12 protein-coding genes are annotated in these 12,736 nt (G+C 67.0%); 3 read left to right on the top strand and 9 right to left on the bottom strand.

Going from position 1 to position 12,736, the window contains the following annotated elements:
* The 8 genes from Y704_RS19945 to Y704_RS22710 form a co-directional block, all read right to left on the bottom strand.
* A partial coding sequence (locus Y704_RS19945; RefSeq protein ID WP_081747497.1) for an alpha/beta fold hydrolase occupies positions 1-655 on the bottom strand: 655 nt, incomplete at its 3' end.
* A gap of 11 nt (positions 656-666) precedes the next feature.
* Entirely contained in the window at positions 667-2,328 is a 1,662-nt protein-coding gene (locus Y704_RS19940; RefSeq protein WP_051476842.1) for an ABC transporter ATP-binding protein, read from the bottom strand.
* Complete coding sequence (locus Y704_RS19935; protein ID WP_051476841.1) at positions 2,325-3,077, bottom strand: energy-coupling factor transporter transmembrane component T family protein; 753 nt, start codon at positions 3,075-3,077, stop codon at positions 2,325-2,327. The genes Y704_RS19940 and Y704_RS19935 overlap by 4 nt, the downstream gene beginning before the upstream one ends.
* Positions 3,078-3,080: 3 nt before the next feature.
* The gene (locus tag Y704_RS0108630) at positions 3,081-3,908 is read right to left on the bottom strand and encodes a hypothetical protein (RefSeq protein ID WP_026549830.1); all 828 of its coding nucleotides are present in this window, start codon (positions 3,906-3,908) and stop codon (positions 3,081-3,083) included.
* Positions 3,909-3,999: 91 nt separating this feature from the next.
* The gene (locus Y704_RS0108625) at positions 4,000-5,055 is read right to left on the bottom strand and encodes a nucleoside hydrolase (RefSeq protein ID WP_026549829.1); all 1,056 of its coding nucleotides are present in this window, start codon (positions 5,053-5,055) and stop codon (positions 4,000-4,002) included.
* A complete protein-coding gene (locus Y704_RS19930) occupies positions 5,052-5,717 on the bottom strand; it encodes a GntR family transcriptional regulator (RefSeq protein WP_035772064.1) in 666 nt (221 codons plus the stop codon). Before Y704_RS19930 ends, Y704_RS0108625 begins: the two co-directional genes overlap by 4 nt.
* 140 nt (positions 5,718-5,857) lie before the next feature.
* Positions 5,858-8,710 (bottom strand): aconitate hydratase, encoded by a 2,853-nt coding sequence (locus Y704_RS0108615; RefSeq protein ID WP_026549828.1) that lies wholly within the window; start codon positions 8,708-8,710, stop codon positions 5,858-5,860.
* 116 nt (positions 8,711-8,826) lie between these two features.
* Positions 8,827-9,063, bottom strand: coding sequence for a YegP family protein (locus Y704_RS22710; RefSeq protein WP_253904267.1), 237 nt, complete (start codon positions 9,061-9,063; stop codon positions 8,827-8,829).
* A 144-nt stretch (positions 9,064-9,207) separates the two neighbouring features.
* Between Y704_RS22710 and Y704_RS19920 the strand changes: the two genes are divergently transcribed.
* Together Y704_RS19920 and fdhA are read left to right on the top strand one after the other, a co-directional pair.
* The gene (locus Y704_RS19920) at positions 9,208-9,462 is read left to right on the top strand and encodes a hypothetical protein (RefSeq protein WP_035772062.1); all 255 of its coding nucleotides are present in this window, start codon (positions 9,208-9,210) and stop codon (positions 9,460-9,462) included.
* 170 nt (positions 9,463-9,632) lie between these two features.
* Positions 9,633-10,850, top strand: a complete 1,218-nt coding sequence (fdhA, locus tag Y704_RS0108600; protein WP_026549827.1) for a formaldehyde dehydrogenase, glutathione-independent — start codon at positions 9,633-9,635, stop codon at positions 10,848-10,850.
* 146 nt (positions 10,851-10,996) lie between these two features.
* On the opposite strand, the gene Y704_RS0108595 is transcribed toward fdhA, so the two are convergent.
* Positions 10,997-11,479 (bottom strand): acyl-CoA thioesterase, encoded by a 483-nt coding sequence (locus Y704_RS0108595; protein WP_035772060.1) that lies wholly within the window; start codon positions 11,477-11,479, stop codon positions 10,997-10,999.
* Positions 11,480-11,846: 367 nt separating this feature from the next.
* On the opposite strand from Y704_RS0108595, the gene Y704_RS0108590 reads away from it, so the two are divergent.
* Positions 11,847-12,572, top strand: a complete 726-nt coding sequence (locus Y704_RS0108590; protein ID WP_026549825.1) for a LysM peptidoglycan-binding domain-containing protein — start codon at positions 11,847-11,849, stop codon at positions 12,570-12,572.
* Positions 12,573-12,736 lie beyond the last annotated feature (164 nt).

Raw genomic sequence — 12,736 nt, 5'->3', positions numbered from 1 at the left:
GCGGCAGCCGCACCTTCGGGAACATATTGGTCCGGTACAGTTCGAGCCCGCGCACCGGATCATCATTGACGCTGCGCCGCGCCGCGAATTCGTACCGCCGGGTGAGAAAGAGCCGCCAGGCGACCTCGGGAAGCAGCGGGAGCTGGAAGGCGGCGACGTACCAGCTGCGCAGCAGTTGTCCTGCCAGCTGCGGCCACTGCCGGGGGGTGCGTGCACCGGCGCGCAGCCAGCGGGCGAAATGGCGGAGATCTGGGCCGGAGACGCTCGTGAAGCCCGCGATGCGCCCGGCCGCACGGGGATCCTGGACGGCGGCCCAGCCCTGGATCGAACCCCAGTCGTGCCCCGCGAGGTGGACCCGGGAGGAGTCCATGGCGTCGAGGACGGCGAAAAGGTCATCGACAAGGGCCCCGAGCGCGTAGGTGGCTGCGGCTCCGTCGATCCTGGACCGCCCGGCATTGCGGGTGTCATACGCGATGATGTGGTGCGCCGGGGCGAGTTCCCGGATCACCTGCAGGAACACGCGGTGGTCATCCGGGTACCCATGCACCAGCAGCAATGACGGGACCGCGGGATCCGGGTCCTGCCCGTACTCGAAGACGGCCAGCTCGGCTCCCCGCGAAGGAACAGTGCGCCGGCGCTCCCTGAGGACATCCATGCTTCCCAACCCTACTGGCTGGGCGGCGCCTCCGAGGCAGGGCTACCGGCCGCAGGGAGAACGCGACCTGCCGCCAGGGTGACGGTGCGGTCGCTGACCGCTTCGGCGAAAGCGACGTCGTGGGTCGCCAGGACGACGCCGCCGCCGGTGGCAGCGTGGGCCCGGATGAGCTCGCCGATGAGATTGCGGCCCTCGTCGTCGAGCCCGGCCGTCGGTTCATCGAGTACCCAGAGGAGCGGCTGGGTGGCGATCATCGATGCCAGTGCCACGAGACGGCGCCGTACGAAACTCAGCTCATAGGGGTGCAGCGACGCGTACCCGGAAAGTCCTACCCCGGCCAGCGCGTCCCCGGCCTGACCGATCGCAGCCCCGCGCTTCTTTCCTGCCGCACGTGGACCATAGGCTACTTCCCGCAGGACGGTCCGCTCGAAGAGCTGCTGATCGGTGTTCTGGAAGAGGTACCCCACTGTTGCCGCGAGTTTTCCCGTCGGCCTGCGGCCCAGCTCCCGGCCGTCGATACGGACCACTCCCGACACCGGACGCAGCAGTCCGTTGAGGTGCTGGAGCACCGTTGATTTGCCCGATCCGTTGGAGCCCAGCAGGGCCACCACCTCGCCACGCTCCAGGCTGAAATCGACCGAACGGATGCCGGCGGGCGCTTCATCCGGCTGCGCGGGGTAGGTGAAGGAGACGCACTCCAGTTCGACGAGGAGGGCGTCGCCCTTCGGGCGCGACTCCGGGAGCCCCGGCGCGCGATCGGGTGGGTCGCCGGCAGGACGTCCACGGGCCGGCGTGAGGCCGGCGACACCGGCTGCACGGGCGGGTGTGACGCTGGCGGCACCGGCTGCACCGGCCGGTGTGGGACTGGCGGTACGGGCTGCAGGGGTCGGCCCGCGGCCGGCGGAGCTCAGCCGCGGCGGTGCACCCTCGAGGCCGACACCGTAGCGGCGCAGGCCGGCCCCCCGGGCGTCCCCGGGCGGACCTTCGAAGACGGCGCTGCCCTCGAACAGTGCGAGCACCCGGGCGTCCACGGGCAGGCGCCGCGGGAGCAGCGGCTCGCAGACCACCAACCCTGTGCCGTGGGCCCTCAGCAGCTCAAGAACTGCCGCAACATCAGCCGTCGCACTCTCGTCCAGCCCCTGGAAAGGCTCATCGAGGACCAGCACCTGCGGCTCGGAAGCGATTGCCGCCGCGATGACGGTTCTCTGCAGTTGCCCGCCGGACAGCGTCCGCGGGTCCCTCTCCAGCAGATCCGTCAGCTGGAGCTTCGCGGCGATGTCCCGGACCGTCGTCCGCAGCTGCCCGGCAGGCATTCCGCGGTTCGCCGGCCCGAAGGCGATTTCCTCGGCCACCGTCGAGGACATCATGGACAGTTGTCCCCAGGCGCCCTGGGCCACATAGCCCACCCGGCTGCTCCATGCCGCAGGGTCGATCCTCGGGTCCGTGCCGGTACCGAATTCGAGGCGGGTCCCCTCGAGGGTGAGCGCTCCCCGGAAGGCGGTTCCGGCGTCGCCCCCGGTTCGCCCCGCCAGCAGCCTGGCGAGCGTGGTCTTTCCCGACCCGGAGGGTCCCACCACCTGCACCTGTTCCCCTGCATGCACGGCCAGCGTGACGTCCACGAGCGCGGTCGCATTGTCGTCGTAGGCGAGCGAAATGCACTCGAGCGCGATCACTTTGCTGCACCGGTAGCAAGCCAGAGGAAACTGAAGACGACGACGACGCCCGTCATCGCCCAGCGCGCTGCCCGCTGTGCTGCGGAGTCGGTATCCGGTAGGTAACTCGTGCGTCGGACGGTGGAGGAGAAACCCCTGGCCTCGAGCATGTGCGTGCGCTCGGAGGCATCGACCAGCAGTCCGGTCACCAGCGGCGTACTGACCATCAGCAGCGCCTTGAAGCGCCGCAGTCCGCCGCCGACCACCAGTCCGCGCGCCTGTTGGGCCCTCAGGATGTGGTGCGCACGGGCTGCCACATGCGGGAGGAGCCCTACGGCCGAACCGATGACGAACACAAGCTTCCGGTTCCATCCGCGGTGGGTCATCGTGGACACCAGCTCCGGAATACTTGCCGTCATGGTGGCCGTCAGCAGCGCGCCGGCGAAGACCGCCATGCGCAGGCCCATCAGAGCGGCGAACTCAAGGCCCTCGACTGTCATCCGCGCAAATCCCCACTGCGCCAGCACCGTGGTTCCTTCGGGGAAGAACAGTCCGTGGAGTACCAGGGACGAGAGGAGCAGCGGCGCCGCGACGACGGTCAATGTGAGGCCGATCCGGCGTGGCCTGCCGGACAGCAGGACGGCGGGAAGGATCACTGCCACCAGGACCGCGAGCGAGAACTGCCAGCGATTGATGACCAGCACGAGGACCACCAGCAGTGCCGCCGCGAGCAGCTCCGTCAGGGGGTTGAAAATCCTGCGCCGGGGCATTGCCTACTCCCCGGAAGTACCCGGGACGGGCGTCGGTGCACGGCCGGCAAGGACGCGGTACCGCCGGACGAAGGGAAACTGGTTCCGCGCGCGTCCCGGCAGCGCATACACGAGAAGCGCAACGAGCGTGAACACCACAAGCTTGTCGAGAGTGTCGGAGGTCAGACCCTGCTTCGTTGCCGCCACGAGCAGGGAATCACCCATCGCCCGGAAGGCCGCGACAATCGCATTCGTTCCCACTGTCCCGGCAGCGCCGAACATGGTGGCCGCAATGGGCGCGGCCACCAGTCCGCCCACGGCTCCCACGGCAAGCCCTGCGAAGGGCGCGAGGTAAATCCGTCGGAAGGCTCCGTATTTCGCAGCGGTTCCCGCAAGCAGCCCGATCAGCGCCGCGCCTGCGGCGAAGGGCAGTGCAAGGGGATTGAACAGACCCCAGATGGCGTTGCTCAGCGCCCCGGTTGCCGCACCGGCGGCGGGCCCGGCGAGGACTGCGACCAGCACCGTTCCGATGGCGTCAAGGTAGATCTGCAGGCCGAGGCTTCCCGCGGTCTGGCCGATGGCGATGTTCAGGGCGATGCCGAGCGGCATCACCACGAGCGAGCTCGTGGTGAGCGTCGGCAGGATTCCGCCGACCAGCAGCGCACCGCCGCCGAGGAACCCGAAGAGGCAGATGAGGGACGCCGCACTTCCTCCACCGCCCGCGAGGTCGGCCGGCTGCGCCAGCACCAGGTAGAAGTATGTCGCGGCGATGAGGGCGCCTCCGGCAAGGATCAGCGCGCGTCGTGGACGGGACGTTTCCCGCTGGAGCGGCAGGGTCAGGGGTGAACTCACGGAAGATCCTTGGGCGCGTCGGGGAAAGGTGGAGTGCACCTCATGTCACCTCGGCGCCGCCGTCCGCGCGTTCCACGCGAACAGGCTCAGTTTACCCTCGTGAGGCCGGGGCGCGCTTCCGAGCGAGCTCGGCCAGCCGCAGGATCAACAGGTCGAAGCATTCTTCGGGGTCGTTCCCGGACACCACCCGCGCATTCGGAGGCTGGTTCCACAGTCCGGCGAAGTCTCCCACGGTCTGGCCGATCGTCAGCCGCGAGGATACTTCGACGTCCACCGTCGCAAGCCGCGTGGTGAAGCCCACTTCGCCTGTCGCCGCCATGGCCGCGAAGAGGTCATGCAGGTGGGCGACATATCCCTGGTTCTGGCGCCGGTGGAACTCCAGGTAGAAGCGAAGCGCGTCGGACACGCACGCGATGACCGGGTTCGGATTGGCGCTCCGCGTACCGACTGCGTCGTCCGGCGACACGGGCTCCCCGCCTGCACCGGCGGCACGCGACAGGGTGTCGATGTGATCGGGCCGGCACTCGATCCGCTCGGTGGTCTCCAGTGCGCACACCACCGGCAGCTTCTCCTCGGGCAGGCCGCGGTAGGCCGCGAACACCTCCCGTGCGGCATGGGGATCCACCGAGATGTTCCACTCGGCGACAGGGGTGGTGTTACCGGGGTAATTGAACGCACCGCCCATGATCACGAGCCCCCTGAGAAGCTCCGGCAGGCGGGGTTCGGCCCGCAGGGCAAGTGCGAAATTCGTCAGAGGTCCGGTGATCAGGCCGGTGATCTGGCCGGGATGCGCACGCACGGTCTCCACCCAGACGTCGACGGCGTGGCGCGGCGACACCTCCTGCCGCGCCACGGGCAGCACTGCGTAGCCCAGGCCCTGGTCGCCGTGCGTTTCCTCGGTGGTGACGAGCGGCACTTCGAGGGGCACCTCGCTTCCGAGCGCAACCTCTACCCCTTTCCATCCGCCGAGCTCCAACAACGCAAGGTTGTTCGCTGCGACCTGCGCGGCGCCGACATTGCCGGCAGTACAGGTGATCGCCTCGAGCGCCACACCCGGCGTTGCCATCAGGTACAGCAGTGCGACGGCGTCGTCGATGCCGGTGTCGACGTCGAGAAGCAGGCGAACGCGCGGGCCCGCGGTCGTCACCGTGCCGCCGAGGTGCGGAGCAGCTGCAGACGCAGCGCACGCGCGGTTTCCATGTGCGCCCGCGCCATGCCGCGTGCGTCATCGACCCGCCGCTCCGCCACCGCAGCGATGAGCGCGTCATGCTCCTCGAGCACTTCCTGCCAGCGATTGCCGACGGACAGCGTGGAGCGCGGCGTGTGAATCAGGTGGGTCGAGAGCCGCTCCAGCAGGTCCATGAGGATCGGGTTCCGGGCTGCAGCCCACAGCGCCGTGTGGAACTCGAGATTGTTGGTGACCTTCGTGTTGTCGTCCGGATCCCCCACGGCGCGGTCCCGCTCCAGAAGGGCCTCGAGCCGCATCAGGTCCGCGGTCCCCCTGTTGAGTGCTGCCTGTCCGGCAGCTTCCTCCTCGAGCATCACGCGGAGATCGTAGATCTGGATGACTTCCTGGGGGTCGATCTGCGGTACCTGCAGGCCCCGCGCGGCGCGCTCCAGGAGCCGCTCATGCTGCAGGCGGCTCAGTGCCTCCCGGACAGGAGTGCGCGACACCCCGAACCGCTCGGACACCACCACTTCCCGCAGGGCCGTTCCCGGCGGATGCACTCCGCGGAGAATTTCGCTGCGGAGGATCCGGAAGATCGCGTCACCGTCCATCCGGGCCGACACCTCGGTCGGTTCAGCCATGGTGCCTCCCTCGGGGGTTGGTGAGCGGTGACTGTCGGTGAGCGGGAACGCTCCGGTAACCGGCGTTTCTGTTCGCTCCGACCGGACGGCACGGGGCGGTGGGGTGCCCTCAGGCACCCACCGCCCCGGAATCGATCGTTCTAGCCCACGAGCTGGCGCAGGACGTACTGCAGGATGCCCCCGTTGCGGTAGTAGTCCGCTTCGCCCGGGGTGTCGATGCGGAGCGCGGCGTCGAACGTGATCGCCTCTCCACTCTCCGGTACAGCGGTGACCCGAACCGTGGCGGGTGTCCGGCCTTCGTTGAGCACAGTCACGCCGCTCACCGAGAATGTCTCGGTCCCGGTCAGTCCGAGGGTTTCGGCGTTCTGGCCCTCGGGGTACTGCAGGGGCAGCACTCCCATGCCGATGAGGTTGGAGCGGTGGATGCGCTCGTAGCTCTCGGCGATCACTGCCTTGACGCCCAGCAGGGCAGTGCCCTTGGCCGCCCAGTCACGCGAGGATCCCGAACCGTACTCCTTGCCGGCGAGCACCACGAGCGGCGTGCCTGCCGCGCGGTAGTTCTCGGCGGCGTCGTACACGGCGCTCTGCGGAGCATCGGGCTGGGAGAAGTCCCGCGTGAAGCCGCCCTCCACACCGTCCAGCAACTGGTTCTTGATGCGGATGTTCGCGAAGGTGCCCCGAATCATCACCTCGTGGTTTCCGCGGCGGGATCCGAAGGAGTTGAAGTCCTTGCGCTCCACTCCCTTTTCCAGGAGATACCGCCCGGCCGGGGTGTCGGACTTGAAGGAACCTGCCGGGCTGATGTGGTCGGTGGTGACCGAATCGCCGAGCTTCAGCAGCACGCGTGCGCCGTCGATATCCTCGACCGGATCGGCCTCCGGCTTCATTCCGTCGAAGTACGGCGGCTTCCGGACGTAGGTGGACTCCGGATCCCATGCGAAGGTGGCGCCGGCGGGTGTGGGCAGCGACTTCCACCGCTCGTCGCCGTCGAAAATGGCTCCATAGCTCGCGGTGAACATGTCCTCGTTGATCGAGGAGTCCATGACCTGCTGCACCTCGACGGGGTTCGGCCAGATGTCCTTGAGAAAGATGTCCGTCCCGGATTCATCCTGGCCCAGGGGTTCGGTGTCGAAGTCGAAGTCCATGGTCCCTGCCAGCGCGTACGCCACCACCAGCGGAGGGGAAGCCAGGTAGTTCATCTTCACGTCGGGGTTGATGCGGCCCTCGAAGTTCCGGTTTCCGGAGAGGACGGCGGTGACGGCGAGGTCGTTGTCCTGGATGGCCTGCGTGATTTCCTCGTCGAGCGGCCCCGAGTTACCGATGCAGGTGGCGCAGCCGTAGCCGACGACGAAGAAGCCGAGCTTCTCGAGGTAGGGAATGAGGCCCGACTTCTCGTAGTAGTCGGTGACGACCTTCGATCCGGGAGCCACCGAGGTCTTGACCCAGGGCTTGGATGCCAGGCCCTTTTCCACCGCGTTGCGCGCCAGCACCGCGGCGGCGAGCATCACGGAGGGGTTGGAGGTGTTCGTGCACGAGGTGATCGACGCGATGCTCACCGCGCCGTGGTCGAGTTCGAACTCGCGGCCGTCCTTCGTGGTGACGGTGACCTTCCTCGACGGACGGCTGGCGGCCTCCTCGTCCGGGGAGACGGTTTCGCGGGGCCTGGCGTTCTCGTCGATGGTGGTCGACGACATGCCGGCGGTGAAACTCGGGCTGTCCGACGCCGGGAAGCTTTCCTCCGAAGCCTCGTCCACTGTTCCCCTGGGAGCGTCGGTGAGGTGTGGGTCGTTGGAGTAGTTACGGAGGTCCTCGCGGAACTGGCTCTTCGACTCCGTGAGCGCCACGCGGTCCTGGGGACGCTTGGGCCCGGCGATCGAGGGCACCACGCTGGAGAGATCGAGCTCAAGGTACTCCGAGAACTTGATGTCCTTCGACGGATCGTGCCACAGCCCCTGTTCCTTGGCGTAGGCCTCCACGAGTGCGACATTCTCGGCCGGGCGTCCGGTGAGGCGCAGGTAGTCGAGCGTGACGTCGTCGATGGGGAACATCGCCGCGGTGGAACCGAACTCGGGGCTCATGTTGCCGATCGTCGCACGGTTGGCCAGTGGCACTGCTGCGACGCCTTCGCCGTAGAACTCCACGAACTTGCCGACCACGCCATGCTTGCGCAGCTGCTGCGTGATGGTCAGCACGACGTCGGTGGCGGTGGCTCCGGCGGGAATCTGACCGGTGAGCTTGAACCCGACGACGCGGGGGATCAGCATGGAGACAGGCTGGCCGAGCATTGCAGCCTCGGCTTCGATACCGCCCACCCCCCAACCGAGTACGCCGAGGCCGTTCACCATGGTGGTGTGGGAATCGGTGCCGACGCAGGTGTCCGGGTAGGCGCGAAGGACCTTCGTTCCCTCGACGTCGACCTCGCGGGTCATGACGGTACGGGCAAGGTATTCGAGGTTGACCTGGTGGACGATGCCCATTCCGGGCGGCACCACCTTGAAGTCGTCGAACGCCGTCTGGCCCCAGCGCAGGAACTGGTAGCGCTCACCGTTGCGCTGGTATTCGATCTCGATGTTGCGCTCAAGGGCGCCCGCATTGCCGAACACGTCGATCTGCACGGAGTGGTCGATGACCAGCTCGGCGGGTGCCAGCGGGTTCACGCGGGTGGGATCGCCGCCGAGCTCCGCCACCGCCTCGCGCATCGTGGCGAGGTCGACGACGCAGGGCACGCCGGTGAAGTCCTGCATGATGACGCGTGCCGGCGTGAACTGGATCTCGGTACTGGGCTGCGCGTCCGCGTCCCACTGCGCGAGCGCGCGGACGTGGTCGGCAGTGATGTTGGCACCGTCTTCGGTGCGCAGCAGGTTCTCCAGCAGAACCTTGAGGCTGAACGGAAGACGCTCGGAGCCCTCCACTGCGTTCAGCCGGAAAATCTCGTACTCGGCGCCGGCTACATCAAGTGTGCCCTTTGAGCCGAATGAATCCGCTGTCGTCATGACAAGGGTTCCCTTCAATGGAATGGTGTGTAGTCCCAAGTCTATTACGCTCCTCCGCGCAATGTATACATTGGTACACATAAACCATCGGGCCGGCCTGCAGCCTGCCGGCAGGTTCAGGGACGTTTTCCTGCGGGGCTTTCCGAGAGCAGGTCCTTCGTCGCCCTCTCCAGGCGGCTGCGGTCCACGACGGGTCCGGTACCGGCGATCTCCCGGATGGTCTCGATTCCCGCGATCGCCTCCTCCTTGGTGGGGAAGAACGCCGAGACTGCCACGAGGGTTCCGTCCGGGGCTGTCAGTTTCACTCGGAAACCGTCATCGTGTGCGTCCACGAGTTTGAAGTATCCGGCCATGGTCTTACCTCCTTGTAAGGTGCATTCCCTGAATGCGGCCCTCCATGATAGGCACATAGGGTGCCCGTGAAGCCAGATCCTGTGGACCTGTCCCAAGGCACACTCATCACCCACGATCGACCAGACAATCCAGGGGAGAGCATTGTGAATGAATCACCCACCACACCCTCAGGAACCGGCAGCGACGGCGCCCCGGCCGAGGACCGGCGGACGGACGTCCTGGAGCCGGCCGGCGGGGAGGCCGGACAGGCCGCGGACAACATTCGCCAGGAGCAGGGCACCCACGAGGCCGGCATGGTTCCGGCAAGCTTTTCGGGCGACGGCGGCTCCCACCCGCCGGACGACCGATCCCCCGAAGACGCCGCGGACCGCGCCGATGCATGGGATGCCGAAGGCTGACGCCGGAAACGGGGACGGTCTGCAGTGCAACCTTCGCGCGACCCCCCGGGCGGTATCTTGGGCCCATGCTCCGAAGGATGTCGGTCAGGCATGAGCGACCGCCGTTCCCCGGGGTTGAGTTCTGACCCGGCCCTATCCGGCCGGGCGGCGATCAACAGAAAGGGAAACACGTGCCTGGGAACAAAGCCGTTGCCTACAAGGGACCTGGAAAAGTTGAAGTCATAGATATCGATTACCCCACTTTCGAGCTCAAGGACGGACCGGGCGTCAACCCGGCGAATGTGGGCCGAAAGCTCAATCACGGCGTCATCCTGAAGACCGTCACCACCAATATCTGCGGATCGGACCAGCACATGGTCCGCGGCCGCACCACGGCACCCTCCGACCTTGTCCTCGGACATGAAATCACCGGCGAGGTCGTGGAGGTCGGGCCCGACGTCGAGTTCATCAAGGTGGGCGACATCTGCTCGGTTCCCTTCAATATCTCGTGCGGGCGATGCCGCAACTGCAAGGAACGCAAGACCGGCATCTGCCTCAATGTGAACCCCGCGCGCCCGGGTGCCGCCTACGGCTACGTGGATATGGGGGGTTGGGTCGGCGGACAGGCGGAATACGTCCTGGTGCCGTACGCCGACTGGAACCTGCTGAAGTTCCCGGACCGCGACCAGGCCCTCGAGAAAATCCTGGACCTCACCATGCTGTCCGACATCTTCCCCACCGGCTTCCACGGAGCAGTGACGTCCGGGGTGGGAGTGGGCTCAACGGTGTACGTCGCCGGAGCCGGTCCGGTGGGCCTTGCCGCGGCGGTGTCAGCCCAGCTACTGGGTGCCGCCGTCGTCATCGTGGGGGATCTCAACCAGGAGCGCCTCGCGCAGGCTCGGAGCTTCGGGTGCGAGACCGTCGATGTGTCGAAGGGCGATCCGCGCGACCAGATCGAGCAGTTGCTCGGCGTTCCCGAGGTGGACTGCGGTGTGGATGCCGTGGGCTTCGAGGCGCGCGGCCACGGTGCGGGCTCGTCATCCGAGGCCCCGGCCACGGTGCTGAACTCGCTCATGGACGTCACGACCGCTGGTGGGGCGCTCGGCATTCCGGGCCTCTATGTCACGGGTGATCCGGGAGCCGTGGATGACGCGGCCAAGGTGGGTTCACTGTCGATCAGCCTCGGAACGGGCTGGGCGAAATCGCTGTCCTTCACCACGGGCCAGTGCCCTGTCATGAAGTACAACCGCGGGCTCATGATGGCGATCCTGCACGACAAGGTATCCATCGCCAAGGCCGTGAACGCCAAGGCGATCGGGCTCGATGATGCACCGCGGGGCTATGAGGAGTTCGACGCCGGGGCGGCAACCAAGTACGTCCTCGACCCCCACGGGTACGTCGCAGCCTAGCCCCACCTGCCCTCCCCCCCGGCACAGCGGGAGGCGTTCCGGGAACGGGCGAACGGTTGGCCTGCAGCAGACGCTGCGGGCCAACCGGCCGTGTGCCCGTCGCGCCAGCCCGCCTTACCCAAAATTCGATGCTCGAAAACCAGGCCTTACCGGAACAGCGACTTTCCGAGCAGCCCGGCCAGGAGTTCTTTCTGCTCGACTGTGGTACGCACCAGGCGTCCGGCAGTCGTGTCGAGAAAGGCCAGCACTGTCTGCGCCTTGACGCACACCTCGTCCGTTACCGGGTCGACCACCAGATAATCCAACGTGAGGCTCGCCGGTTTTATGGCACTGACCCAGACGTCCACGGGAACCGGCACGCCGCGGTATTCGAGCGGGGCCGTATACCGGACGCGGTGCTCCACGACGAGCGCCTGGACGCCGTCCGCAATGCACGAGAACAGCGGCACCTGCCCTGCCGGTGTGTCCAATATCGCAGCGCCGGTGCCGGCCGGCGCGCCGAAGACGGAGATACGCGCCTCTTCGAGGATACGGAGAACCTGCACATTGTTGATATGTCCGTAGGCGTCCATGTCGCTCCAGCGGAGGACGATGTCGCAGCGTAGCGCGGCGGAAGGGGCGGAGTTCATCCGTCTTTTCTACCCCATCGGCGCCCGTGAACTGCACTTCCTCCAGCCCTGGACCGCCGTAGTGTGGCACACAAGCGGACCTTTCGCCACTTCATCCCCAGCAAGCGAACCCATTGTCAAGCACCGTTCTATCTCGGTTTGGCAACGATCAGATTATGCCCTAGGGTTGGGGAGGTTCCTCGCCAGGGGAACCCCACAAAGTTGCCGGTTGTCACCGCGCAATCGCATATGCCCGGCGCCGCCCTCCACCGCATGCTGCTCATGTGGCGGTCGCCAATCGAGACCACTTAACAGTCAAGGGTGAGCAGCGGCGCAACGAAGTCCGGGGACGGAACGAGTGCGGGTGGCCTTTCGGAGCATCGTACCCATGAAGAATCAAAAATTTGCTACTAACGCGCGCCGTGGCCTTGCCGCCGTCGCCCTCTCCGGCCTCGCGCTGGGAGCCGCAGCAGGCTCAGCAAACGCAGCCCCTGCCAGTGACTGGGATCGCCTCGCGCAGTGCGAGAGCGGCGGAAACTGGGGCATCAACACCGGAAACGGCTTCTCCGGCGGGCTTCAGTTCACGCCTTCCACCTGGGCGGCCTTCGGCGGCCAGGGTTCACCCACCGACGCAAGCCGCGAGCAGCAGATCGCCGTCGCGGAGAACGTTCTTGCCGGTCAGGGCTGGGGCGCATGGCCCGCCTGCTCCGCCAAGCTCGGCCTGAGCAGTGCGGCCGCCCCGGGCAACGTCTCGTTCCAGCAGAACGCCGCAGCCGTGGCACCAGCCCCTGTGGCACAGGCACCAGTTGCCGTACCTGCACCAGCCCCTGTGGCACAGGCACCAGTTGCCGCACCGGCACCGGCTGCAGTCCAGGCACCGGTCGTCCAGGCACCAGTTGCCGCACCGGCACCCGTCGTCGTCCACGCCCCCGTGGCACAGGCTCCCGCATTGAGCGGCGAGACCTACACCATCCAGTCGGGTGACACCCTCCACACCATCGCCACGAAGCTCGGCGTCGAAGGTGGCTGGCAGGCTCTCTATGCGGCCAACGCCGACACCGTCATTCATGCGGACCTCATCTTCACCGGTGCCGTACTGCAGCTCCCAGCTTAGGGACCAACCAGCTCACGCTGGTTGATGGCACCCTTCCGACAGACAACCCCTGCGCCCTTCGGCCGCAGGGGTTGTCTGCGTTCACCCGGCGTTCGCGGGAAGCCGGGCCGGATGCCCATGCGCAGGTCGCCGCGCCGACGGCTAGGTCGATAGATCCAGTCGCA

This window comes from Arthrobacter sp. Br18, from assembly GCF_000520555.1.
Lineage (GTDB): Bacteria > Actinomycetota > Actinomycetes > Actinomycetales > Micrococcaceae > Arthrobacter_D.
Note: the sequence above shows the minus strand (reverse complement) of the source record. Positions and strands in the feature narration are given on the sequence as shown.